Source organism: Burkholderia sp. LA-2-3-30-S1-D2, assembly GCF_001523915.2.
Lineage (GTDB): Bacteria > Pseudomonadota > Gammaproteobacteria > Burkholderiales > Burkholderiaceae > Burkholderia > Burkholderia diffusa.
The window spans coordinates 314,964-339,456 of the sequence record NZ_CP013384.1 but is presented as its reverse complement, the minus strand read 5'-3'; the positions used below and the strand labels follow the sequence as shown (position 1 = coordinate 339,456).

The following is a 24,493-nucleotide window of genomic DNA, read 5'->3' as shown; positions in this document are numbered from 1 at the left end:
CTCCTTAACGCTTGTGACGGCGCTGGACGATCATCGTCGTCGTGCGCTTGTTGCTGCGGGTGCGGTAACCCTTAGCCGGCGTACCCCACGGGCTCACCGGGTCGCGACCTGCAGCCGTCTTGCCCTCACCACCACCGTGCGGGTGATCAACCGGGTTCATCGCAACGCCACGCACCGTCGGGCGGATACCGCGCCAGCGGTTCGCGCCAGCCTTGCCGATTTGGCGCAGGCTATGCTCTTCGTTGCCGACTTCACCGATCGTTGCACGGCACTCGATGTGCACGCGGCGGATTTCGCCCGAACGCAGACGAACCTGCGCGTAGACGCCTTCACGTGCCAGCAGCATGGCCGACGTGCCAGCCGAACGCGCCATTTGCGCGCCCTTGCCCGGCAGCATCTCGATGCAGTGGATCGTCGTACCGACCGGAATATTGCGGATCGGCAGCGTGTTGCCTGCACGGATCGGCGCTTCCGAACCCGACATCAGCTGTTGGCCGACGGTCAGGCCCTTCGGGGCGATGATGTAGCGACGCTCGCCGTCTGCGTAGAGCACCAGCGCGATGTTCGCGCTACGGTTCGGGTCGTATTCGAGACGCTCGACCTTTGCCGGGATGCCGTCCTTCGTGCGACGGAAATCGACGATACGGTAATGCTGCTTGTGACCACCACCCTTGTGACGCGTGGTGATGCGGCCGTTGTTGTTACGGCCGGCGGTCGAGCTCTGCGAGTCGAGCAGTGCCGCGTACGGCTTGCCCTGGTGCAGATTCTTGTTGACCACCTTGACCATCGCGCGGCGACCCGGCGAAGTCGGTTTAACTTTCACGATTGCCATGATTACTTGGCCTCCGCTTCAAAGTTGATTTCCTGGCCGGGCTTCAGGCAAACGTACGCCTTCTTCACGTCCTTGCGACGGCCCATCGAACGGCCGAAGCGCTTTTGCTTGCCCTTCTGCACCAGCACGTTGACCGAATCAACTTCAACCTTGAACAGCAGCTCGACAGCCGCCTTCACTTCCTGCTTCGTGGCATCCGGTGCGACTTCGAACACGACTTGCTCGTTCTTGTCGGCAACCAACGTCGCCTTTTCCGAGATCACCGGTGCGAGCAGGACCTGCATCAAACGATGATCGTTCTTGCGAATCTCGCTCATGACAGCAACTCCTCGATCTGGGCGACCGCAGCCTTCGTGACCAGCACTTTCTTGAAGTAGATCAGCGACAGCGGGTCAGCGTAGCGCGGCTCGACAATCGCCACGTGCGGCAGGTTGCGCGAAGCCAGGTACAGGTTCTCGTCGACCGTGTCCGTAATGATCAGCACGGAGTCGAGACCCATGGTCTTGAATTTGTCAGCCAGCAGCTTGGTCTTCGGCGCTTCGAGGATGATGTCCTCGACGACCGACAGACGACCTTCACGGGCCAGCTGCGAGAAGATCGAGCAGAGACCTGCGCGATGCATCTTCTTGTTGACCTTGTGCGAGAAGTTTTCTTCCGGCGAGTTCGGGAAGATGCGACCACCGCCACGCCACAGCGGGCTCGACGACATACCGGCACGAGCGCGGCCCGTACCCTTCTGACGCCACGGCTTCTTGGTGGTGTGCTTGACTTGCTCACGGTCCTTCTGTGCGCGGTTACCTTGGCGAGCATTCGCCTGGTACGCGACGACGACCTGGTGGATCAGCGCTTCGTTGTAGTCACGACCGAACACGACGTCCGACGCGTTGACCACTGCACCTTCCTGACCATTTTCGTTCAGGAGCTTGAGTTCCATTATTTCGCCCCCTTGGTCTTGACGGCCGGCGTCACGAAAACCTTGCCGCCCTTCGCGCCCGGAATCGCGCCCTTGACGAGCAGCAGCTTGCGCTCTGCGTCGATACGAGCGATTTCGAGGTTCTGCACCGTCACCGTAACGTCACCGAGGTGACCCGTCATGCGCTTACCCGGGAAAACGCGACCCGGATCCTGCGCCATACCGATCGAGCCCGGCACGTTGTGCGAGCGCGAGTTACCGTGGGTGGCACGGCCGGAGGAGAAGTTGTAACGCTTGATCGTACCAGCGTAGCCCTTACCGATCGACACGCCTTGCACGTCGACCTTCTGGCCCACTTCGAAAAGATCAGCACCGACCACGGCGCCATTCGACAGCTCTGCTGCCTTGGCCGCGTCAATGCGGAATTCCTTGAGGATTTCACCGGCTTCGACACCGGCTTTGGCGAGATGACCTGCCAGCGGCTTCGTCACGCGCGATGCGCGGCGGGAGCCGAATGCAACCTGCACGGCCGTGTAGCCGTCGGTTTCAACAGTCTTGATCTGCGTCACGCGGTTGTCCGACACGTCCAGCACGGTGACGGGAATCGAATCCCCTTCAGCCGTGAAGATACGGGTCATGCCAACCTTGCGACCTACGAGTCCAAGGCTCATCATTTTCTCCATTCCCGACTGCGATTGGTCGGGGCTGATTTACAAAATGCCGGGCACGCAAGGCCCAACTTTTTTACGCGAATACGCGAAAAGCCAAGCAGTATAGCCCGACTTCTCGATTTCCGCAAGCAATACAAAGACTTAGCACCACCCAGCAATCCGGATGGCGCCGAAAGCCTTACTGCAGCTTGATTTCCACGTCGACGCCGGCCGGCAGATCGAGCTTCATCAGCGCGTCAACCGTCTTGTCGGTCGGATCGACGATGTCCATCAGGCGCTGGTGGGTACGGATTTCGAGCTGATCGCGCGACGTCTTGTTGACGTGCGGCGAGCGCAGGATGTCAAAACGCTGAATGCGCGTCGGCAGCGGCACCGGGCCACGGACGATTGCGCCAGTCCGCTTCGCGGTATCGACGATTTCGGCAGCCGATTGATCGATCAGACGATAGTCGAAAGCCTTCAGGCGAATGCGGATTTTCTGTTGCTGCATGACGATTCCTTGAAAAGAGCGAGGCGATGTTGCATCGCCGGACACTAAAAGAACGCGAAACCTGTTGCCTGCGGGGAGCGAGGCGCCAGCTTCCGAACGGTACTTCCACTGCTAAGCCCGCGATTCTACACGAAAAATCGGAGTGGTGGTGTGCGTTTGTCAATACCGCAACGCGCACGCCACAAAGACAAAACCGGGTGCCAGATCAAACTGGACACCCGGTTTCGACGGTACGACCGACTACCGTGGAATCGCGGACCCCGGAGGGATCCGCGGATCGTCGATGTTACTCGATGATCTTGGCGACGACGCCGGCGCCGACGGTACGGCCGCCTTCGCGGATTGCGAAGCGCAGACCTTCTTCCATCGCGATCGGAGCGATCAGCTTCACCGTGATCGACACGTTGTCGCCCGGCATCACCATTTCCTTGTCCTTCGGCAGCTCGATCGAGCCCGTCACGTCCGTCGTACGGAAGTAGAACTGCGGACGGTAGTTGTTGAAGAACGGCGTGTGACGGCCGCCTTCGTCCTTGCTCAGCACGTACACTTCAGCCGTGAAGTGCGTGTGCGGCGTGATCGAACCCGGCTTCGCCAGAACCTGGCCACGCTCCACGTCTTCACGCTTCGTGCCGCGCAGCAGGATACCCACGTTGTCGCCTGCCTGACCTTGGTCCAGCAGCTTGCGGAACATTTCAACGCCCGTGCAGGTCGTCTTCACCGTCGGCTTGATACCGACGATTTCGATTTCCTCGCCGACCTTCACGATGCCGCGCTCGACACGACCCGTCACCACCGTACCACGGCCCGAGATCGAGAACACGTCTTCCACCGGCATCAGGAACGCGCCGTCAACTGCACGCTCCGGCGTCGGGATGTACGTGTCCAGTGCGTCTGCCAGGCTCATGATCGCCACTTCGCCCAGCTCGCCCGTGTCGCCTTCCAGCGCCAGCTTCGCCGAACCCTTCACGATCGGCGTGTCGTCGCCCGGGAAGTCGTACTTCGACAGGAGTTCGCGAACTTCCATCTCGACCAACTCGAGCAGTTCAGCGTCGTCCACCATGTCGCACTTGTTCAGGAACACGATGATGTACGGAACGCCAACCTGACGCGCCAGCAGGATGTGCTCACGCGTTTGCGGCATCGGGCCGTCTGCTGCCGAGCAAACCAGGATCGCGCCGTCCATCTGCGCCGCGCCCGTGATCATGTTCTTCACATAGTCAGCGTGGCCCGGGCAGTCGACGTGTGCGTAGTGGCGGTTTGCCGTTTCGTACTCGACGTGTGCCGTGTTGATCGTGATGCCGCGCGCCTTTTCTTCCGGTGCCGCGTCGATCTGGTCGTACGCCTTCGCTTCGCCGCCGAACTTCTTCGTCAGAACCGTCGTGATCGCTGCCGTCAGCGTCGTCTTGCCGTGGTCAACGTGACCAATCGTACCAACGTTGACGTGCGGCTTGGTCCGCTCAAACTTTTCTTTTGCCATGATTCTCTTCTTTCAAAAAATAATCGGTTGGTAGCTACAGATTTACTTCGACTTCGCGCTGATGATCGCTTCAGCAACGTTGCGCGGAGCTTCAGCGTAGTGCTTGAACTCCATCGTGTACGTTGCACGACCTTGCGTCAGCGAACGCAGCGACGTCGAGTAACCGAACATTTCCGACAGCGGCACTTCGGCGCGAACGATCTTGCCGCCGCCAACCATGTCTTCCATGCCCTGGACGATGCCGCGACGGCCCGACAGGTCGCCCATCACGTTGCCCATGTAGTCTTCCGGCGTCTCGACTTCGACAGCCATCATCGGCTCGAGGACGACCGGGTTCGCCTTGCGCATCGCTTCCTTGAACGCCATCGAACCGGCCATGCGGAACGCGTTTTCGTTCGAGTCAACGTCGTGGTACGAACCGAACGTCAGGTGAACCTTCACGTCGACGACCGGGAAGCCGGCCAGCACGCCCGACTTCAGCGTGTCCTGGATACCCTTGTCGACCGCCGGGATGTATTCACGCGGAATCACACCACCCTTGATCTCGTCGAAGAACTCGTAGCCCTTGCCTTGTTCGTTCGGCTCGAGCGTGATGACCGCGTGACCGTACTGGCCGCGACCACCCGACTGCTTGACGAACTTGCCGTCGACGTCCTTCGCCGTCGAACGGATCGTTTCGCGGTATGCAACCTGCGGCTTGCCGACGGTCGCTTCCACGCCGAATTCACGCTTCATCCGGTCAACCAGAATTTCGAGGTGGAGCTCGCCCATGCCCGAAATGATGGTCTGGCCCGACTCTTCGTCGGTCTGCACGCGGAACGACGGGTCTTCCTGCGCCAGACGGTTCAGCGCGAGGCCCATCTTTTCCTGGTCAGCCTTGGTCTTCGGCTCGACAGCCTGCGAAATCACCGGCTCCGGGAACACCATGCGCTCGAGAACGATCGGGTTCGCCGGGTCGCACAGCGTGTCGCCCGTGGTCGCTTCCTTCAGGCCGACCGCAGCAGCGATGTCGCCTGCGCGGACTTCCTTGATTTCTTCACGCTGGTTCGCGTGCATCTGCAGAATACGGCCGAGGCGTTCCTTCTTGCCCTTGGTCGAGTTCAGCAGCGTGTCGCCCGAGTTGACGACGCCCGAGTACACACGGAAGAAGATCAGCTGGCCGACGAACGGGTCGGTCATGATCTTGAACGCGAGCGACGAGAACTTCTCGTCGTCCGACGCCTTGCGCTCCGCTTCTTCACCGTTTTCGAGCTCGCCCTTGACCGGCGGGATGTCGACCGGCGACGGCAGGAAGTCGATCACGGCGTCGAGCATACGCTGCACGCCCTTGTTCTTGAACGCGGTACCGCACAGCATCGGCTGGATTTCGCACGCGATCGTACGGTCGCGCAGAGCCTTGACGATGTCGGCTTCCGGCAGATCGCCTTCTTCCAGGTACTTGTTCATCAGGTCTTCGCTGGCTTCAGCAGCCACTTCGACCATCTTTTCGCGCCATTCCTTGCAGGTCTCGGCGAGCTCGGCCGGGATGTCGACGTAGTCGAACTTCGTGCCTTGCGACGCTTCGTCCCAAATGATCGCCTTCATCTTGATCAGGTCGACCACGCCCTTGAAGTTTTCTTCCGAGCCGATCGGCACCACGACCGGAACCGGATTCGCCTTCAGGCGCAGACGGAGCTGGTCGTAGACCTTGAAGAAGTTCGCGCCGGTACGGTCCATCTTGTTGACGAACGCGAGACGGGGCACCTTGTACTTGTTAGCCTGGCGCCACACCGTTTCCGACTGCGGCTGCACGCCGCCCACTGCGCAGTACACCATGCACGCGCCGTCGAGCACGCGCATCGAGCGCTCCACTTCGATCGTGAAGTCGACGTGCCCCGGGGTGTCGATGATGTTGATGCGGTGTTCCGGATAGTTGCCGCCCATGCCCTTCCAGAAGGCCGTGGTAGCAGCGGACGTGATCGTGATGCCACGCTCCTGTTCCTGCTCCATCCAGTCCATCGTGGCTGCGCCGTCGTGGACTTCACCGATCTTGTGGTTCACACCGGTGTAAAACAGAATGCGCTCGGTCGTCGTCGTCTTGCCGGCGTCGATGTGAGCGCTAATACCGATATTGCGGTAGCGCTCGATAGGAGTCTTGCGAGCCACTTTGATCCTCTACTGGGATAACACGATGCAGCCCTGCTGCATCATGCTTCAACACAAACGGGCGAGGCGCCTGAAAAGCGCACCCGCCCGGAATTTATTTCCGCTAACAGCCCAGCCAGGCGCTTAGAAACGGAAATGCGAGAACGCGCGGTTGGCTTCTGCCATGCGGTGAACTTCATCGCGCTTCTTCATCGCGCCGCCACGGCCTTCGGCCGCTTCGGAGAGTTCACCTGCCAGGCGCAGGGCCATCGACTTCTCGCTGCGCTTCTTCGCAGCCTCACGCAGCCAGCGCATCGCCAATGCCATACGACGCGACGGGCGCACTTCGACCGGAACTTGATAGTTGGCACCACCAACGCGACGGCTCTTCACTTCGACCACCGGCTTCACGTTGTTGAGCGCAACGGTGAACACTTCCAGCGGGTCCTTGCCACCCTTGGTCTGGATTTGTTCGAATGCGCCATAAACGATGCGCTCTGCGACCGACTTCTTGCCGGACAGCATCAGCATGTTCATGAACTTGGCTACATCAACGTTGCCGAACTTCGGATCCGGCAACACTTCCCGCTTGGGGACTTCGCGACGACGCGGCATGATTCTTCCTTTACCTGTTCAGTTGGAGCTGCACTCAGCCCCGCGGCCACCAACAAACCCGATCACATCTTCACGACTAACCAGCTTGGCCGGGTGACCACTTACTCGACAGCACCGGCAATCCGGCACTCCCGCCTTGACCGCCCTGCGGCGATCCCTGATCAAAAACTGCTTACTTGGCAGCCTTTGCACGCTTCGCGCCGTACTTCGAGCGCGCTTGCTTACGGTCCTTGACGCCCTGGGTATCCAGCGAGCCGCGAACCATGTGGTAACGCACACCCGGCAAGTCCTTCACACGGCCGCCGCGGATCAGCACAACCGAGTGTTCCTGCAGGTTGTGGCCTTCACCGCCGATGTACGAAATCACTTCGAAGCCGTTCGTCAGACGAACCTTGGCAACCTTACGGAGTGCCGAGTTAGGCTTCTTCGGCGTCGTCGTGTACACACGGGTGCACACGCCGCGACGCTGGGGGCAGTCCTGCAGGGCCGGGCTCTTGCTCTTCGTCGTTTCCGACTGACGGCCTTTGCGAACCAGTTGGTTGATGGTTGGCATTGTTTATTCCTGAAATTGAACAAAATCTGCACATCGATTTCGGGCAAAGCGAGAATCGACGCACAGTTGATTTCCGAACTGGCGATACGGGCACGAACTTTCGAACGCGGCTCGACCCACCGAATACCGGAACCCAGCATCATATGCCGGAAATGCCAACGAAGTCAACGGCTTGCGTGATTTGCCAACCGCGCGGGCGATTTACCGGAAGGGTCGGAACACCTGTGTCATGCCGATTCGACGACGTCGATGATCTCGTCGCCGAAGCGTTCCAGCTTGCGCACACCCATGCCGGGGATATGGCGCAGGTCGTCGATCGTCTCCGGCGCATTGCGCGCAATTTCGGCCAGCGTCGCGTCGTGGAAGATCACGTAGGCCGGCACACCGTCGGACTTCGCGGTTTCCGCGCGCCACGCGCGCAGCGCATCCCAGCGTGCGCGCTCGCGCGTGCCCATGCCGGCCGTCGGGTCGACCCGCGTGCCGCTGCGGCTCGACGACTGGCGCGTGCGCTGCGGCTTCACGTAGCGGCGCAGCGTGACCTTCTCCTCGTTCTTCAGCACCGGCTTCGCGGCCTCGGTCAACATCAGCGCGCCGAAGCCGCCATGGTCGACCGCCAGATAGCCATACGCCACGAGCTGCCGGAAAATCGCGCGCCACTCGGGCTCGGACAGCGACGCGCCGATCCCGAACGTACTGAGCTGGTCGTGGCCGCGCTGCAGCACCTTCTCGGTGCGGCCGCCACGCAGAATCTCGATCAGATGGCTCGAGCCGAAATTGAAGCCGCTCGCGCGCTGCGCGCGGAATACGCACGACAGCGCCATTTGCGCCTCGCGCGTCGCGTCCCACGAATCGGGCGGTTCGAGGCACGTGTCGCAGTTGCCGCACGGGTGGCTCGCCTCGCCGAAGTAGTTCAGAAGCCGCACGCGCCGGCACGAGATCGTCTCGCACAGTCCGAGCAGCGCATCGAGCTTCGACGTCTGTACGCGCTTGTGCGCGTCGTCCGCATCGGACTCGTCGATCATCTTGCGCTGCTGGACGACGTCGCCGAGCCCATACGCCATCCACGCGTTTGCCGGCATCCCGTCGCGGCCCGCACGGCCGGTTTCCTGGTAGTAGCCTTCGACACTCTTCGGCAAATCGAGGTGGGCGACGAAGCGCACGTCCGGCTTGTCGATGCCCATGCCGAACGCGATGGTCGCGCACATCACGATGCCTTCCTCCCGCTGGAACATTTCCTGGTGCTTCTGCCGCACCTCGAACTCCATCCCCGCGTGATACGGTAGCGCACGCACGCCCTGCGCCTTGAGCCATTCGGCCGTTTCCTCGACCTTGCGGCGCGACAGGCAGTAGACGACACCGGCGTCGGTCGTGCCGTCGGCATTCGTGTGTTCGGCGCGGATGAAATCGAGCAACTGCGAACGCGCGTTGTCCTTTTCGACGATCCGGTAGCGGATGTTCGGGCGGTCGAAGCTCGACACGAACACGCGCGCGTCGTCGAGCGCGAGACGATGGATGATCTCGTCGCGCGTGATCGCATCGGCCGTCGCGGTCAGCGCGATACGCGGCACCGACGGGAACCGCTCGTGCAGCACCGACAACTGAATGTATTCCGGGCGGAAATCGTGCCCCCATTGCGACACGCAGTGCGCTTCGTCGATCGCGAACAAGCCGATCTTCGCGCGCTCGAGCAGGTCGAGGAAGCGCCCCGTCATCAGGCGCTCCGGCGCGACGTACAACAGGTCGATTTCGCCTTCGCGCAGCGCACGCTCCGTGGCCGCGGCCTCGGCGCCCGACAGCGTCGAGTTCAGGTAGGCCGCGCGCACGCCGACTTCGCTCAACGCCGCGACCTGGTCCTGCATCAGCGCGATCAGCGGCGACACGACGATGCCGGCGCCCTGCCCGGCCTCGCGGCGCAGCAGCGCCGGAATCTGGTAGCACAGCGATTTGCCGCCGCCAGTCGGCATCAGCACGAGGCAATCGCCGCCGCCGGCGACGTGTTCGACGATCTCGCCCTGCTGGCCGCGAAATGCGGAATAACCAAAGACTTCGTCGAGGATTTCGAGGGCGCGGGACATGAATGATGAGAACGAGGACGGCGGAACGATGACCGCGATTTTAACAACCCGCTCGCGCGACGCGCGGCGAATCGTGCAACGTTGGCCGATCGGCAGGGTTCGTGCACGTGCATGACGGGCCTGCGCAAGCGTGCGGCAAGCCCGTCATGCACGTGAACGACGTATAAAAAAAACCGCCCGGCGGACCGGGCGGTTTCGATGACAGCGAATACGCAACGTGAGGCGGCTCGCGCCGCCCCGCGCTTATTCGGCTGCCGGGTGTTGCGGCTCTTCCGCAGGCGCGCTCGGCGTGCCGAAGTCGAATGCCTCTTCCGCTGCGATCTGATCGAAACGCTCGCGATCGGACATCTCCTTCGCCTTGCGTGCCTTGTGGAACGCGAGACCCGTACCGGCCGGGATCAGACGGCCGACGATCACGTTTTCCTTCAGGCCGCGCAGATCGTCGCGCTTGCCCATGATCGCCGCTTCGGTCAGCACGCGGGTCGTTTCCTGGAACGATGCCGCGGAGATGAACGAGTCGGTCGACAGCGACGCCTTCGTGATACCGAGCAGCACGTTGTCGTACGACGCCGGACGCTTACCCTCGGCGATCATGCGATCGTTCTCGTCCAGCATGTCGGAACGCTCGACCTGTTCGCCCGGGATGAAGCGCGTATCACCGTTGTCGGTGATCTGCACACGACGCAGCATCTGGCGAACGATCACCTCGATGTGCTTGTCGTTGATCTTCACGCCCTGCAGACGATACACGTCCTGCACTTCGTCGACGATGTAGCGCGACAGCGCCTCGATACCCTGCAGACGCAGGATGTCGTGCGGATCGGCCGGGCCGTCCACGATCATTTCGCCCTTGTTGACGACCTGAGCATCGTGGACCAGCACCTGCTTTTCCTTCGCGATCAGGAACTCGTGCTGATTGCCTTCGAGGTCCGTGATGACGAGACGCTGCTTGCCCTTCGTGTCCTTGCCGAACGACGTTGTGCCGGTGACTTCCGCGAGAATGCCGGCATCCTTCGGCGAACGCGCTTCGAACAGTTCCGCCACCCGCGGCAGACCGCCGGTAATGTCACGCGTCTTCTGCGCTTCGGTCGGGATACGTGCAAGCACTTCACCCACCTGCACTTGCTGGCCGTCCTTCACGGTGATCAGTGCACCGACCTGGAAGCCGATCTGCACTGCGTGTTCCGTGCCCGGGATCTTCACTTCTTCGCCGTTCGCGTCGAGCAGCTTCACCTGCGGACGCACGCTCTTCGAAGCTTGCGAACCGCGACGCTTCACGTCGATCACGACCAGCGTCGACAGGCCGGTCACGTCGTCGATCTGCTTCGCGACGGTTACGCCTTCCTCGACGTTCTCGAACTTCACCGTACCACCGTACTCGGTGATGATCGGACGCGTCATCGGATCCCACGTCGCCAGCTGCGTGCCGGCCTTGATCGCCGCACCGTCGAGCTGCAGCAGCGTCGCGCCGTACGGGATCTTGTGACGTTCGCGCTCGCGGCCGATATCGTCGGTGATCAGCGCCTCGCCCGAACGCGAGATGACGATCTGCTCGCCCTTCGCGTTGGTGACGTAACGCATCGTCGCCGTGAAACGCACGATACCGTTGCTCTTCGCTTCCACCGACGACGCCACTGCCGCACGCGATGCCGCACCACCGATGTGGAACGTACGCATCGTCAGCTGCGTGCCCGGTTCACCGATCGACTGTGCCGCGATCACGCCGACTGCTTCGCCGACGTTCACGAGCGAGCCGCGGCCGAGGTCACGGCCGTAGCAGGCTGCGCACAGGCCGTAACGCGTTTCGCAGGTCAGCGGCGTGCGCACGCGCACTTCGTCAATGCCGAGGCGTTCGATTTCCTCGACCGCCGTTTCGTCGAGCAGCGTGCCCGATTCGTACAGCGTTTCCTGCGTTTCCGGGTTCACGACGTCCGCGACCGCGACGCGGCCGAGGATACGGTCGCGCAGTGCCTCGACGACTTCACCGCCTTCGACCAGCGCCTTCATCGCCACGCCGTTCGACGTGCCGCAATCGTCCTCGACCACCACCAGATCCTGCGTGACGTCGACGAGACGACGGGTCAGGTAACCCGAGTTTGCCGTCTTCAGTGCCGTATCAGCCAGACCCTTACGTGCACCGTGGGTCGAGATGAAGTACTGCAACACGTTCAGGCCTTCGCGGAAGTTCGCGGTAATCGGCGTCTCGATAATCGAGCCGTCCGGCTTCGCCATCAGGCCACGCATACCGGCCAGCTGACGAATCTGCACCGCCGAACCCCGGGCGCCCGAGTCGGCCATCATGTAGATCGAGTTGAACGACTCCTGGCGCGTCTCGTTGCCGTCGCGGTCGATCACCGGCTCCGTCGACAGCTGCTCCATCATCGCCTTGCCGACCGCTTCCGACGTCGCCGACCAGATGTCGACCACGTTGTTGTAGCGTTCCTGGGCGGTGACGAGACCCGACATGTACTGGCGGTCGTACTCCTTCACCTTCTTCGCGGCGTCGCCGACGATCGTTTCCTTCTGCGGCGGCACGAGCATGTCGTCCACGCAGATCGAAATGCCGGCGCGCGTCGCGAGACGGAAACCCGACTGCATCAGCTGATCGGCGAACACCACCGTCGCGCGCAGACCGCACTTGCGGAACGCCGTGTTGATCAGGCGCGAGATTTCCTTCTTCTTCAGCGGCTTGTTCAGCACCGAGAACGGCAGGCCGTGCGGCAGGATCTCCGACAGGATCGCGCGACCGACGGTCGTCGCGTACAGCGTGATCTTCGGCACGAATGCCGGTGCGCCTTCCGACTTGTCTTCGTTGTGGACCATTTCGGTGATCCGCACGTTGACGCGCGATGCCAGCTCGACTTCCTTGTTCTCGTACGCGCGGATCACTTCCGACACGCCGGTGAACGACAGGCCTTCGCCCTTGCCGTTGATCGCTTCGCGGGTCGCGTAGTACAGACCCAGCACGATATCCTGCGACGGCACGATCGACGGATCGCCGTTGGCCGGGAACAGCACGTTGTTCGACGCCAGCATCAGCGTGCGCGCTTCCATCTGCGCTTCGAGCGACAGCGGCACGTGAACGGCCATCTGGTCACCGTCGAAGTCGGCGTTGAACGCCGCGCAGACGAGCGGGTGCAGCTGGATCGCCTTGCCTTCGATCAGCACGGGCTCGAACGCCTGGATACCGAGACGGTGCAGCGTCGGCGCACGGTTCAGCATCACCGGGTGCTCGCGGATCACCTCTTCGAGGATGTCCCACACCACCGGCGTCTGGTTCTCGACTTCCTTCTTCGCCGCCTTGATGGTCGTCGCGACGCCCATCACTTCCAGCTTGTTGAAGATGAACGGCTTGAACAGCTCGAGCGCCATCAGCTTCGGCAGACCGCACTGGTGCAGCTTCAGCGTCGGGCCGACCACGATGACCGAACGGCCCGAGTAGTCGACGCGCTTGCCCAGCAGGTTCTGACGGAAACGACCGCCCTTGCCCTTGATCATGTCGGCGAGCGACTTCAGCGGACGCTTGTTCGCGCCCGTCATCGCCTTGCCGCGACGACCGTTGTCGAGCAGCGAGTCGACGGCTTCCTGCAGCATCCGCTTTTCGTTGCGGACGATGATTTCAGGGGCCTTCAGCTCGAGCAGACGCTTCAACCGGTTGTTACGGTTGATCACGCGGCGATACAGGTCGTTCAGGTCCGACGTCGCGAAACGGCCGCCGTCCAGCGGCACGAGCGGACGCAGTTCCGGCGGCAGCACCGGCAGCACTTCGAGGATCATCCACTCGGGCTTGATGCCCGAGCGCTGGAATGCCTCGAGGACCTTCAGGCGCTTCGCGTACTTCTTGATCTTCGCTTCCGAGCCGGTGTTCTTCAGCTCGGTGCGCAGCGTCTCGACCTGCTCGTCGATGTTGATCGCGCGCAGCAGTTCACGCACGCCTTCCGCGCCCATCTCGGCACGGAATTCGTCGCCGTATTCCTCGACCTTGTTGTAGTAATCCTCTTCGGTCATGATCTGCCGCGCCTTCAGCGGCGTCATGCCCGGTTCGATCACCACGTACGCTTCGAAGTACAGCACGCGTTCGATGTCGCGCAGCGTCATGTCGAGCACCATGCCCAGACGCGACGGCAGCGACTTCAGGAACCAGATGTGCGCGACCGGCGAGGCCAGTTCGATGTGGCCCATGCGTTCGCGACGCACCTTCGCCAGCGTCACTTCGACGCCGCACTTCTCGCAGATCACGCCGCGGTGCTTCAGACGCTTGTACTTGCCGCACAGGCACTCGTAGTCCTTGATCGGCCCGAAGATCTTCGCGCAGAAGAGACCATCGCGTTCCGGCTTGAACGTACGGTAGTTGATGGTCTCCGGCTTCTTCACTTCACCGAACGACCACGAACGGATCTTGTCGGGCGAGGCCAGACCGATCTTGATCGCGTCGAAAACTTCTTCCTGTTGGACTTGCTTGAATAGATCGAGCAGAGCTTTCATTGCTTTCTCTCCGTAGTCCGATTAATTGCGGTCGAGATCGATATCGATACCGAGCGAGCGGATTTCCTTCACCAGCACGTTGAAGGATTCCGGCATGCCTGCATCGATCACGTGATCGCCCTTGACGAGGTTTTCGTACACCTTCGTCCGGCCGGTCACGTCGTCCGACTTCACCGTCAGCATTTCCTGCAGCACGTAGGACGCGCCGTACGCTTCGAGTGCCCACACTTCCATTTCACCGAAACGCTGGCCACCGAACTGCGCCTTACCGCCCAGCGGCTGCTGCGTGACGAGCGAGTACGGGCCCGTCGAACGCGCGTGCATCTTGTCGTCGACCAAGTGGTGCAGCTTCAGGTAGTGCATGTAGCCGAGCGTCACGCGACGTTCGAACATTTCACCCGTGCGGCCGTCGTACAGGCGGACCTGGTTCTTCGACGGGTTCATGCCGAGCTGTTCCGCGATGTCGTCCGGGAACGCGAGGTCGAGCATCTTGCCCATTTCTTCCTCGGTCGCACCGTCGAACACCGGCGTTGCGAACGGCACACCTTCGCGCAGGTTCTTCGCGAGTTCGAGGATCTCGTCGTCGGTGAAGCTTTCCAGATCTTCCTGGCGGCCCGACTCGTTGTAGATCTTCGTCAGGAACACGCGCAGTTCCTCGATCTTCGCCTGACGCTGCAGCATTTCGCCGATACGCCAGCCGAGGCCCTTCGCGGCCCAGCCGAGATGCACTTCCAGAACCTGACCCACGTTCATCCGCGACGGCACGCCGAGCGGGTTCAGCACGACGTCTGCCGGACGGCCGTCGGCCATGTACGGCATGTCTTCGATCGGGACGATCTTCGACACGACACCCTTGTTACCGTGGCGGCCTGCCATCTTGTCGCCAGGCTGCAGGCGGCGCTTCACCGCGAGATACACCTTGACCATCTTCAGCACGCCCGGCGGCAGTTCGTCGCCTTGCGTGAGCTTCTTGCGCTTCTCTTCGAACGCGAGATCGAACTGGTGACGCTTTTCTTCGATCGAGTTCTTGATCGCTTCGAGCGATGCCGCTGCTTCGTCGTCCGCGAGGCGGATGTCGAACCAGTGGTAGTGGTCGAGGTCTTCCAGGTAAGCCTGGTCGATCTTCGTGCCCTTCGCGAGCTTCTTCGGACCGCCGTTCGCGACCTTGCCCACGAGCATCCGTGCGAGACGCTGGAACGCGTCGCCTTCCACGATGCGCAGCTGGTCGTTCAGGTCGAGACGGTAGCGCTTCAGTTCGTCGTCGATGATCTGTTGCGCACGCTTGTCGCGCTGGATGCCTTCACGCGTGAATACCTGGACGTCGATCACGGTGCCGCTCATGCCCGACGGCACGCGCAGCGACGTGTCCTTCACGTCCGAAGCCTTCTCGCCGAAGATCGCGCGCAGCAGCTTCTCTTCCGGCGTCAGCTGGGTCTCGCCCTTCGGCGTGACCTTGCCGACCAGCACGTCGCCCGCTTCGACTTCCGCACCGATGTACACGATGCCCGATTCGTCGAGACGGCCGAGCTGGACTTCCGCCAGGTTCGAGATGTCGCGCGTGATTTCTTCCGGCCCGAGCTTCGTGTCGCGTGCAACGACGTTCAGCTCTTCGATGTGGATCGACGTGTAGCGATCGTCGGCCACGACCTTCTCCGAGATCAGGATCGAGTCCTCGAAGTTGTAGCCGTTCCACGGCATGAACGCGATCAGCATGTTCTGGCCGAGCGCGAGCTCGCCCAGGTCCGTCGAGGCGCCGTCGGCCAGCACGTCGCCGCGCGAGACCTTGTCGCCCATCTTCACGATCGGACGCTGGTTGATGTTCGTGTTCTGGTTCGAACGCGTGTACTTGATCAGGTTGTAGATGTCGACACCGACTTCACCCGCGACCGCTTCGTCGTCGTTCACGCGAATCACGATACGGCCTGCGTCGACATAGTCGACGACGCCGCCGCGGAACGCCTGAACCGTCGTGCCCGAGTCGACCGCACAGGTGCGCTCGATGCCGGTACCGACGACCGGCTTTTCCGGACGCAGACACGGCACGGCCTGACGCTGCATGTTCGAACCCATCAGTGCACGGTTCGCGTCGTCGTGCTCGAGGAACGGGATCAGCGAAGCTGCAACCGACACGATCTGCGACGGCGCGACGTCCATGTACTGGATGCGATCCGGCGTGACCATCATCGTTTCGCCGGCTTCACGCGACGACACGAGTTCGTCGACCAGCGTGCCGTTCTCGTCGATCGCGGCGTTCGCCTGCGCGATCATGTAGCGGCCTTCCTCGATCGCCGACAGGTAGTCGATCTGGTCGGTCACCTTGCTGTCCACGACCTTGCGGTACGGCGTCTCGAGGAAGCCGTACTCGTTCAGGTGCGCATACAGTGCGAGCGAGTTGATCAGACCGATGTTCGGACCTTCCGGCGTTTCGATCGGGCACACGCGGCCATAGTGGGTCGGGTGCACGTCACGCACTTCGAAGCCTGCGCGTTCGCGCGTCAGACCGCCCGGGCCCAGTGCGGAAACACGGCGCTTGTGCGTGATTTCCGACAGCGGGTTGGTCTGGTCCATGAACTGCGACAGCTGCGACGAACCGAAGAACTCGCGGATCGCCGACGAAATCGGCTTCGAGTTGATCAGGTCATGCGGCATCAGGTTTTCGCTTTCGGCCTGGCCGAGGCGTTCCTTGACCGCGCGCTCGACACGCACGAGACCCGCGCGGAACTGGTTTTCCGCCAGTTCGCCGACGCAACGCACGCGACGGTTGCCGAGGTGGTCGATGTCGTCCACTTCGCCCTTGCCGTTGCGCAGTTCGACGAGGATCTTGATCGTCGCGAGGATGTCGTCGTCCTGCAGCGTCATCGGGCCGGTGATCTCGTCACGGCTGACGCGGCGGTTGAACTTCATACGGCCGACCTTCGACAGGTCGTACGCTTCTTCGCTGTAGAACAGACGGTTGAACAGCGCCTCGACCGCTTCTTCGGTCGGCGGCTCGCCCGGACGCATCATGCGGTAGATCGCGATGCGCGCGGCCGTCTTGTCGGTCGTTTCGTCGACACGCAGCGTCGACGAGATGTACGGACCCTGGTCCAGATCGTTCGTATAGAGCGTCTGGATGTCCTTGATGCCCGCTTCACGCAGCTTCTCGAGCACGCTTTCCGTGACTTCGTCGTTCGCGCTCGCGATCACTTCGCCGGTATCGCCATCGACGACGTTCTTCGCCAGCACGCGGCCGAGCAGATAGTCTTCCGGCACCGAGATGAACTTGGTCTTGGCGGCTTCGAGGTCGCGAATGTGCTTCGCGTTGATCCGCTTGTCCTTCTGGACGATGACCTTGCCATCACGATCCGTGATGTCGAAACGCGCGACTTCACCACGCAGGCGCTCGGGCACGAACTCGAGTTGTGCGCCTTCGTCCATCAGCGTGAAGTTGTCGAACACGAAGAAGTTCGCGAGGATCTGTTCCGGCGTGAGGCCGATGGCCTTCAGCAGGATCGTGACCGGCATCTTGCGGCGACGGTCGACGCGGAAGTACAGGATGTCCTTCGGATCGAATTCGAAGTCGAGCCACGAGCCGCGGTACGGAATGATCCGTGCCGAGAACAGCAGCTTGCCCGAGCTGTGCGTCTTGCCCTTGTCGTGTTCGAAGAACACGCCCGGCGAACGGTGCAGCTGCGAGACGATGACACGCTCGGTGCCGTTGATGACGAACGAGCCCGTCGGCGTCATGAGCGGCATTTCGCCCATGTACACTTCCTGCTCTTTCACTTCCTTGACGACCGGCTTGTTCGGCGATTCCTTGTCGAGGATGACAAGGCGGACCTTCGCGCGCAGCGCGGAGCAGTACGTCAGGCCACGCTGCTGGCATTCCTTGATGTTGAATGCCGGCGAGGACAGCGCATAGCTCACGAACTCGAGGCGCGCGAAACCGTTGTGCGAAACAATGGGAAATACCGATGTGAACGCGGCCTGCAAACCTTCAGGCTTGCGTTGTGTGGCCGGCACATCGGCTTGCAGAAACGTGCTGAATGATTCAAGCTGGGTGGCCAGCAAGAACGGAACTTGGTGAACGATGGGGCGCTTCGCGAAACTCTTGCGAATGCGCTTCTTCTCGGTGAAGGAATATTGCATACGATCTCCGAATCACGGCGGGTGCTATCGAGGCGGAATACCTGGACGTTTCAAACCCGAGTGTTCACCGACTGAGACCCGATGGCCGTCCAACGGCTTGAACGAGCCGAGAAGCTTGGTGGTTGGCCGCTACCAACCGCTGGCTGACGGCAGCGGATGCCTGTGTTGCCCGCTACCCGACCAAACTTGCCTTCTGCAGTCGCTTCAGAAGACAAAGAGAAACGCCGATCGCGACCTTTGATTACGATTCGGCGGTTTTCTTTGGCTTCTGGGGCCGATTATTCGGGCTCCCGAATGAGTGCCAGAATAACGTCCCCACAAAGCACAAAAAGGCCGGCGGTGAAAATACCGCCAGCCTTCGCACAGCGCGTCGAAACTTACTTGACTTCGACCTTTGCGCCTGCTTCTTCCAGCTTCTTCTTGGCTTCTTCAGCAGCAGCCTTGTCGACGCCTTCCTTGACAGCCTTCGGTGCGCCGTCAACGACGTCCTTCGCTTCCTTCAGGCCGAGGCCCGTCAGTTCGCGAACTGCCTTGATGACTGCAACCTTGTTGCTGCCTGCTTCAGCCAGAACGACCGTGAATTCGGTCTTCTCTTCTGCAGCAGCAGCAGCGCCGCCGCCTGCCGGGCCAGCGACTGCCACTGCAGCTGCCGACACGCCAAACTTCTCTTCGAACGCCTTGACCAGTTCGTTCAGTTCCAGAACGGTCATCCCTTCGACTGCTGCCAGGATGTCTTCTTTTGCGATTGCCATTTGAAATACTCCTAAATTGAATTCGGATACAGCCAGCGATCAGTGACGCTGATGCTCGCTCGATTACGCAGCTTCTGCTTGCTTCTTCTCGGCCAGCGCGGCAAGAGCACGCGCGAAGCCCGAAACAGGCGATTGCATAACGAACAGCAGCTTCGAGAGCAGTTCTTCACGGCTCGGGATGCTTGCCAGCGCTTGCACGCCAGCCTTGTCCATCACCTTGCCATCGAACGAACCAGCCTTGATGACCAACTTGTCATTGCCCTTGCTGAAGTCGTTGACGACCTTAGCAGCAGCAATTGCATCTTCCGAGATGCCGTAGATCAGGGGGCCAGTCATCTGCTCTGCCAGCGGAGCAAACGGCGTACCTTCAACAGCGCGACGCGCCAGCGTGTTCTTCAACACGCGCAGGTAAACCTGTTGCTCACGCGCTTTCGCGCGCAGCTTGGTCAGATCGCCAACCGCAATTCCACGATACTCAGCCAGCACAACGGTCTGGGCCTTCGCGACTTGCGCGGCAACCTCAGCGACGACGGCTTGCTTGTCTTCTCTATTAAGCGGCACGGTTAGCCTCCAGAAACGATACGTTCGGCACGAAACCTCACGTACCTCGTTCAACAACGGCGTCCGACCTCGTTAGGAGTATTTCCACCTCACGCCGGGAATCGCTTCACGGCCTGCGGCTTCACCACTGCAAAACTTTTTCGGGTTCGCCATCTGCGTTGGCTTGAATTAAGGGATCGCCTGCCTGCTGCGCCCCACCAACGGTCTTTGATAACCGGTTGCCCGCCTTGCTGCACGAACAACCGCCCAAAGCCCATGTAGGCCGCTTCGCGAACGAAGCGGCCCGAATACTTGCTTACTGTGCTGCCAGCGTAGCCTGGTCGACACGCACGCCGACGCCCATCGTGCTCGACAGTGCGATCTTGCGCAGGTAGACGCCCTTGCTCGTTGCCGGCTTGGCCTTCTGCAGCGCTTCGATCAGTGCCGACAGGTTCGAACGCAGTGCGGTCGATTCGAACGATGCACGGCCGATGGTCGCGTGAATGATACCGGCCTTGTCGACACGGAATTGCACCTGACCAGCCTTCGCGTTCTTGACTGCAGTCGCAACGTCCGGCGTGACCGTGCCAACCTTCGGGTTCGGCATCAGGCCGCGCGGGCCGAGGATCTGACCGAGCGTACCGACGATACGCATCGTGTCCGGCGAAGCGATCACGATGTCGAAGTCCATCTGGCCAGCCTTGATCTGCTCAGCCAGGTCTTCCATACCGACGATTTCCGCGCCTGCTGCACGAGCCTGCTCGGCCTTGTCGCCTTGTGCGAACACGGCAACGCGAACCGACTTACCCGTACCTGCCGGCAGAACGACCGAACCACGAACGACCTGGTCCGACTTCTTCGCGTCGATGCCGAGTTGCACTGCGACGTCGATCGATTCGTTGAACTTCGCGCTCGCGCATTCCTTCACGAGTGCCAGTGCGTCTTCGATCGCGTACAGCTTCTGACGATCGACCTTGGCGGCAAATGCCTGACGGCGCTTGGAGATCTTAGCCATTTACACGCCCTCCACAGTGATGCCCATCGAGCGTGCGCTACCAGCGATGGTGCGAACGGCTGCGTCCAGATCAGCTGCCGTAAGGTCCGGCATCTTGGTCTTCGCGATTTCTTCGGCTTGAGCGCGCGTGATCGAACCGACCTTGTCGGTGTGCGGCTTGCTCGAGCCCTTGTCCACCTTCGCCGCCTTCTTGATCAGGACGGTCGCCGGCGGCGTCTTCATCACGAACGTGAAGCTCTTGTCAGCGTATGCCGTGATGACCACCGGCACCGGCAGACCCGGCTCCATGCCTTGAGTCTGCGCGTTGAACGCCTTGCAGAACTCCATGATGTTCAGGCCGCGCTGACCCAGTGCCGGACCGACCGGCGGCGACGGATTGGCTTTACCTGCAGGGATCTGCAGCTTGATAAAGCCGACAATCTTCTTTGCCATTTGTAAACCTCGTTGGAACGCCAAGCGGCGTTCGGTGAGTGATAACGCGCTTTCGCCGCTGGCTACTGACGCTCCTCAACGGCCATAACGCGAGCCGTAAGCGCGAAGGTGGGCAGCCGAGGCTGCCCACCGAATCGGGATTAAACTTTTTCGACCTGACCGAACTCGAGTTCGACCGGGGTAGAGCGGCCAAAGATGGTGACCGACACACGCACGCGCGATTTTTCGTAGTTGACTTCCTCGACAGTGCCGTTGAAGTCCGTGAACGGGCCTTCCTTGACACGCACCATCTCGCCAACTTCGAACAGGGTCTTCGGGCGCGGCTTCTCGACGCCTTCCTGCATCTGCGACATGATCTTCTCGACTTCCTTCGGGGAAATCGGGGTCGGGCGGTTACGCGCACCGCCGACGAAGCCCGTGACCTTCGCCGTGTTCTTCACGAGGTGCCACGTTTCGTCCGTCATCTCCATTTCCACCAGCACGTAGCCGGGGAAGAAACGACGCTCGGTTACAGCCTTGTGGCCACCTTTGACTTCGACCACTTCTTCGGTCGGAACCAGGATCTGACCGAATTTATCCTGCATGCCAGCACGTTCGATGCGCTCTTGAAGCGCGCGCTGCACGCTCTTCTCCATACCGGAGTAGGCGTGCACGACGTACCAACGCTTTCCGCTCGGGGATGCCGGAGTATCGCTCATATCATTTCCAACCCAGAATCGCCGAGAAAATCACCCATTCGATCGATTTGTCACTCAACCAGAGGAAAATCGCCATCACGAGCACGAAACCAAACACGACGAGTGTGGTTTGCGTTGCCTCCTTGCGGGTGGGCCAAACGACCTTGCGGACTTCCTTGTACGAATCCTTGGCAAACGCGATGAGGCTCTTGCCAGGTGCGGACATCAGGCCGACGGCCACGCCGGCGATAATACCTACCGCCAATGCGGCACCGCGGACGTACCACTGCTGATTGGCCAGCCAGAAGAAGCCCACGAATCCGGCCAAGACCAGCAATACGCCCAGGGCCAGCATCAGCTTATCGCCGGAGGTATTTACAGTTTCGACGGATGGATTCGCCATAACACCTTAAAACAAATGCCACGTGGGACACGTGGCGATTTTTGGCAGGGGCAGAGGGAATCGAACCCCCAACCTTCGGTTTTGGAGACCGACGCTCTGCCAGTTGAGCTATACCCCTAAACCATGCTGGGGCCGGCTGATGCCAGCCCCAAAACTGTCGATCAACGAATAACTGGCTTACTCGATGATCTTGGCGACGACGCCGGCGCCGACGGTACGGCCGCCTTCGCGGATTGCGAAGCGCAGACCTTCTTCCATCGCGATCGGAGCGATCAGCTTCACCGTGATCGACACGTTGTCGCCCGGCATCACCATTTCCTTGTCCTTCGGCAGCTCGATCGAGCCCGTCACGTCCGTCGTACGGAAGTAGAACTGCGGACGGTAGTTGTTGAAGAACGGCGTGTGACGGCCGCCTTCGTCCTTGCTCAGCACGTACACTTCAGCCGTGAAGTGCGTGTGCGGCGTGATCGAACCCGGCTTCGCCAGAACCTGGCCACGCTCCACGTCTTCACGCTTCGTGCCGCGCAGCAGGATACCCACGTTGTCGCCTGCCTGACCTTGGTCCAGCAGCTTGCGGAACATTTCAACGCCCGTGCAGGTCGTCTTCACCGTCGGCTTGATACCGACGATTTCGATTTCCTCGCCGACCTTCACGATGCCGCGCTCGACACGACCCGTCACCACCGTACCACGGCCCGAGATCGAGAACACGTCTTCCACCGGCATCAGGAACGCGCCGTCAACTGCACGCTCCGGCGTCGGGATGTACGTGTCCAGTGCGTCTGCCAGGCTCATGATCGCCACTTCGCCCAGCTCGCCCGTGTCGCCTTCCAGCGCCAGCTTCGCCGAACCCTTCACGATCGGCGTGTCGTCGCCCGGGAAGTCGTACTTCGACAGGAGTTCGCGAACTTCCATCTCGACCAGCTCGAGCAGTTCAGCGTCGTCCACCATGTCGCACTTGTTCAGGAACACGATGATGTACGGAACGCCAACCTGACGCGCCAGCAGGATGTGCTCACGCGTTTGCGGCATCGGGCCGTCTGCTGCCGAGCAAACCAGGATCGCGCCGTCCATCTGCGCCGCGCCCGTGATCATGTTCTTCACATAGTCAGCGTGGCCCGGGCAGTCGACGTGTGCGTAGTGGCGGTTTGCCGTTTCGTACTCGACGTGTGCCGTGTTGATCGTGATGCCGCGCGCCTTTTCTTCCGGTGCCGCGTCGATCTGGTCGTACGCCTTCGCTTCGCCGCCGAACTTCTTCGTCAGAACCGTCGTGATCGCTGCCGTCAGCGTCGTCTTGCCGTGGTCAACGTGACCAATCGTACCAACGTTGACGTGCGGCTTGGTCCGCTCAAACTTTTCCTTGGCCATTTTCAACTCCCAAAAGGAATTTCACATGTTGCGCCGCGCGCAAACAGACACTGACTTTGTACTGCTGGTGCCCATGGGCAGGATCGAACTGCCGACCTCTCCCTTACCAAGGGAGTGCTCTACCACTGAGCCACATGGGCGCTATTACGCTTCAACTACACGGACTGGAGCGGGTGAAGGGAATCGAACCCTCGTCGTAAGCTTGGAAGGCTTCTGCTCTACCATTGAGCTACACCCGCACGGGCCACTAACGATTCCCTACCGCTCTTTGCGTTGATGTTCTGGTGGAGGAGGTTGGATTCGAACCAACGTAGGCGTAAGCCAACAGATTTACAGTCTGCCCCCTTTAGCCACTCGGGCACCCCTCCGTAGAGAACTGACGATTATGGGGGTGCATCGCACTCTTGTCAAGCACATCTGAAAGATTATTTTCATTCTCTTCCAGAGCACTTGCCGACTTACCCGACACTCACGCTCACCCGGCTGAGGCAAGCACGAGAGGAGGCCGATCGGCGCCACATCTTCGTCAGACTCCGTCTTCAGCGTCGATTTGCATCTTCGCTAAAAACGAAAGACCGCCATGATACGACCTCCCGCGGATAATGCCAAGCGGGTAGATGCAAAAAATTTGCAATTTCCATGCCGACGGGAATTGCGGGGGCATCCGGCAAACTTCCGGACCAGCTGAAGCCGATTGACGGTGACGTCAGCATATCGCCCGGCCCGGGGCTGCCGCGTTGTCCGCAGGGGCCTCGGGGACACCGACACCGGATTCCGGATATAGCGCCGCCGTTCGCCTCCTCCGCTGCGATAGCTTGACCTGACGCTCACGTTGATAAGCTTGCACGAAGGCCCGATGCAATGCGGGCTGCGCCGCTGCACGTTCGCCGCGACGGTGACGCGCAGTCGACGTGGTAGCCAGGGGTGCGGGAGCAGATCGTCG

The 24,493-nt window shown here is 61.1% G+C and carries 19 protein-coding genes and 4 tRNA genes; all 23 read right to left on the bottom strand.

Going from position 1 to position 24,493, the window contains the following annotated elements; genetic code table 11:
- Positions 1 to 4: 4 nt before the first annotated feature.
- The 23 genes from rplB to WS66_RS13975 all read right to left on the bottom strand — a co-directional run bounded on the left by rplB (position 5) and on the right by WS66_RS13975 (position 23,918).
- Complete coding sequence (gene rplB / locus WS66_RS14090; RefSeq protein WP_034209733.1) at positions 5 to 832, bottom strand: 50S ribosomal protein L2; 828 nt, start codon at positions 830 to 832, stop codon at positions 5 to 7.
- 2 nt (positions 833 to 834) lie between these two features.
- Entirely contained in the window at positions 835 to 1,149 is a 315-nt protein-coding gene (rplW, locus tag WS66_RS14085) for a 50S ribosomal protein L23 (protein ID WP_004199275.1), read from the bottom strand.
- Complete coding sequence (gene rplD, locus WS66_RS14080) at positions 1,146 to 1,766, bottom strand: 50S ribosomal protein L4 (protein WP_006477192.1); 621 nt, start codon at positions 1,764 to 1,766, stop codon at positions 1,146 to 1,148. Before rplD ends, rplW begins: the two co-directional genes overlap by 4 nt.
- Positions 1,766 to 2,416, bottom strand: a complete 651-nt coding sequence (rplC, locus tag WS66_RS14075) for a 50S ribosomal protein L3 (protein WP_006752926.1) — start codon at positions 2,414 to 2,416, stop codon at positions 1,766 to 1,768. The genes rplD and rplC overlap by 1 nt, the downstream gene beginning before the upstream one ends.
- Positions 2,417 to 2,594: 178 nt before the next feature.
- Positions 2,595 to 2,906 carry a 30S ribosomal protein S10 gene (gene rpsJ, locus WS66_RS14070; RefSeq protein ID WP_004199280.1) on the bottom strand — a complete coding sequence of 104 codons (312 nt, stop codon included), beginning with the start codon at positions 2,904 to 2,906 and terminating at the stop codon, positions 2,595 to 2,597.
- A gap of 286 nt (positions 2,907 to 3,192) precedes the next feature.
- Positions 3,193 to 4,383 carry an elongation factor Tu gene (gene tuf, locus WS66_RS14065; protein ID WP_006482910.1) on the bottom strand — a complete coding sequence of 397 codons (1,191 nt, stop codon included), beginning with the start codon at positions 4,381 to 4,383 and terminating at the stop codon, positions 3,193 to 3,195.
- A 42-nt stretch (positions 4,384 to 4,425) separates the two neighbouring features.
- Positions 4,426 to 6,528, bottom strand: a complete 2,103-nt coding sequence (fusA, locus tag WS66_RS14060) for an elongation factor G (protein ID WP_059535572.1) — start codon at positions 6,526 to 6,528, stop codon at positions 4,426 to 4,428.
- Between the two features lie 123 nt (positions 6,529 to 6,651).
- Positions 6,652 to 7,122: a 30S ribosomal protein S7 gene (rpsG, locus tag WS66_RS14055; protein WP_006477195.1), complete on the bottom strand. Its 471-nt coding sequence runs from the start codon at positions 7,120 to 7,122 to the stop codon at positions 6,652 to 6,654.
- A 172-nt stretch (positions 7,123 to 7,294) separates the two neighbouring features.
- Positions 7,295 to 7,675, bottom strand: coding sequence for a 30S ribosomal protein S12 (gene rpsL, locus WS66_RS14050; RefSeq protein ID WP_006400662.1), 381 nt, complete (start codon positions 7,673 to 7,675; stop codon positions 7,295 to 7,297).
- Positions 7,676 to 7,902: 227 nt separating this feature from the next.
- Entirely contained in the window at positions 7,903 to 9,750 is a 1,848-nt protein-coding gene (recQ, locus tag WS66_RS14040) for a DNA helicase RecQ (RefSeq protein WP_059599776.1), read from the bottom strand.
- A gap of 243 nt (positions 9,751 to 9,993) precedes the next feature.
- Entirely contained in the window at positions 9,994 to 14,235 is a 4,242-nt protein-coding gene (rpoC, locus tag WS66_RS14035; protein ID WP_059599775.1) for a DNA-directed RNA polymerase subunit beta', read from the bottom strand.
- Positions 14,236 to 14,256: 21 nt separating this feature from the next.
- Entirely contained in the window at positions 14,257 to 18,363 is a 4,107-nt protein-coding gene (gene rpoB / locus WS66_RS14030; RefSeq protein WP_059599774.1) for a DNA-directed RNA polymerase subunit beta, read from the bottom strand.
- A 377-nt stretch (positions 18,364 to 18,740) separates the two neighbouring features.
- On the bottom strand, positions 18,741 to 19,115 hold the full coding sequence (gene rplL, locus WS66_RS14025) for a 50S ribosomal protein L7/L12 (protein ID WP_021161757.1): 375 nt from the start codon (positions 19,113 to 19,115) through the stop codon (positions 18,741 to 18,743).
- A gap of 63 nt (positions 19,116 to 19,178) precedes the next feature.
- A complete protein-coding gene (gene rplJ / locus WS66_RS14020; RefSeq protein ID WP_059599773.1) occupies positions 19,179 to 19,676 on the bottom strand; it encodes a 50S ribosomal protein L10 in 498 nt (165 codons plus the stop codon).
- 295 nt (positions 19,677 to 19,971) lie between these two features.
- Positions 19,972 to 20,670, bottom strand: a complete 699-nt coding sequence (gene rplA / locus WS66_RS14015) for a 50S ribosomal protein L1 (RefSeq protein WP_059535563.1) — start codon at positions 20,668 to 20,670, stop codon at positions 19,972 to 19,974.
- The gene (gene rplK / locus WS66_RS14010; protein ID WP_006400671.1) at positions 20,671 to 21,102 is read right to left on the bottom strand and encodes a 50S ribosomal protein L11; all 432 of its coding nucleotides are present in this window, start codon (positions 21,100 to 21,102) and stop codon (positions 20,671 to 20,673) included.
- A gap of 140 nt (positions 21,103 to 21,242) precedes the next feature.
- Complete coding sequence (gene nusG, locus WS66_RS14005) at positions 21,243 to 21,800, bottom strand: transcription termination/antitermination protein NusG (protein ID WP_006400672.1); 558 nt, start codon at positions 21,798 to 21,800, stop codon at positions 21,243 to 21,245.
- A 1-nt stretch (position 21,801) separates the two neighbouring features.
- Positions 21,802 to 22,182, bottom strand: a complete 381-nt coding sequence (secE, locus tag WS66_RS14000) for a preprotein translocase subunit SecE (RefSeq protein WP_006482892.1) — start codon at positions 22,180 to 22,182, stop codon at positions 21,802 to 21,804.
- Positions 22,183 to 22,224: 42 nt separating this feature from the next.
- Positions 22,225 to 22,300, bottom strand: a tRNA-Trp gene (locus WS66_RS13995).
- A 59-nt stretch (positions 22,301 to 22,359) separates the two neighbouring features.
- Entirely contained in the window at positions 22,360 to 23,550 is a 1,191-nt protein-coding gene (gene tuf / locus WS66_RS13990; protein ID WP_006482910.1) for an elongation factor Tu, read from the bottom strand.
- A gap of 65 nt (positions 23,551 to 23,615) precedes the next feature.
- A tRNA-Thr gene (locus tag WS66_RS13985) sits at positions 23,616 to 23,690 on the bottom strand.
- A 25-nt stretch (positions 23,691 to 23,715) separates the two neighbouring features.
- Positions 23,716 to 23,789: transfer RNA gene (locus WS66_RS13980), tRNA-Gly, on the bottom strand.
- A 43-nt stretch (positions 23,790 to 23,832) separates the two neighbouring features.
- Positions 23,833 to 23,918, bottom strand: a tRNA-Tyr gene (locus WS66_RS13975).
- Between the last annotated feature and the right edge of the window lie 575 nt (positions 23,919 to 24,493).

What these genes read in the sequence shown, in the direction of transcription:
- rplB (WP_034209733.1), bottom strand. Translation starts at nt 832, where the DNA reads ATGGCAATCGTGAAAGTTAAACCGACTTCGCCGGGTCGCCGCGCGATG.
- rplW (WP_004199275.1), bottom strand. Translation starts at nt 1,149, where the DNA reads ATGAGCGAGATTCGCAAGAACGATCATCGTTTGATGCAGGTCCTGCTC.
- rplD (WP_006477192.1), bottom strand. Translation starts at nt 1,766, where the DNA reads ATGGAACTCAAGCTCCTGAACGAAAATGGTCAGGAAGGTGCAGTGGTC.
- rplC (WP_006752926.1), bottom strand. Translation starts at nt 2,416, where the DNA reads ATGAGCCTTGGACTCGTAGGTCGCAAGGTTGGCATGACCCGTATCTTC.
- rpsJ (WP_004199280.1), bottom strand. Translation starts at nt 2,906, where the DNA reads ATGCAGCAACAGAAAATCCGCATTCGCCTGAAGGCTTTCGACTATCGT.
- tuf (WP_006482910.1), bottom strand. Translation starts at nt 4,383, where the DNA reads ATGGCAAAAGAAAAGTTTGAGCGGACCAAGCCGCACGTCAACGTTGGT.
- rpsG (WP_006477195.1), bottom strand. Translation starts at nt 7,122, where the DNA reads ATGCCGCGTCGTCGCGAAGTCCCCAAGCGGGAAGTGTTGCCGGATCCG.
- rpsL (WP_006400662.1), bottom strand. Translation starts at nt 7,675, where the DNA reads ATGCCAACCATCAACCAACTGGTTCGCAAAGGCCGTCAGTCGGAAACG.
- recQ (WP_059599776.1), bottom strand. Translation starts at nt 9,750, where the DNA reads ATGTCCCGCGCCCTCGAAATCCTCGACGAAGTCTTTGGTTATTCCGCA.
- rpoC (WP_059599775.1), bottom strand. Translation starts at nt 14,235, where the DNA reads ATGAAAGCTCTGCTCGATCTATTCAAGCAAGTCCAACAGGAAGAAGTT.
- rpoB (WP_059599774.1), bottom strand. Translation starts at nt 18,363, where the DNA reads ATGCAATATTCCTTCACCGAGAAGAAGCGCATTCGCAAGAGTTTCGCG.
- rplL (WP_021161757.1), bottom strand. Translation starts at nt 19,115, where the DNA reads ATGGCAATCGCAAAAGAAGACATCCTGGCAGCAGTCGAAGGGATGACC.
- rplA (WP_059535563.1), bottom strand. Translation starts at nt 20,670, where the DNA reads ATGGCTAAGATCTCCAAGCGCCGTCAGGCATTTGCCGCCAAGGTCGAT.
- rplK (WP_006400671.1), bottom strand. Translation starts at nt 21,102, where the DNA reads ATGGCAAAGAAGATTGTCGGCTTTATCAAGCTGCAGATCCCTGCAGGT.
- nusG (WP_006400672.1), bottom strand. Translation starts at nt 21,800, where the DNA reads ATGAGCGATACTCCGGCATCCCCGAGCGGAAAGCGTTGGTACGTCGTG.
- secE (WP_006482892.1), bottom strand. Translation starts at nt 22,182, where the DNA reads ATGGCGAATCCATCCGTCGAAACTGTAAATACCTCCGGCGATAAGCTG.
- tuf (WP_006482910.1), bottom strand. Translation starts at nt 23,550, where the DNA reads ATGGCCAAGGAAAAGTTTGAGCGGACCAAGCCGCACGTCAACGTTGGT.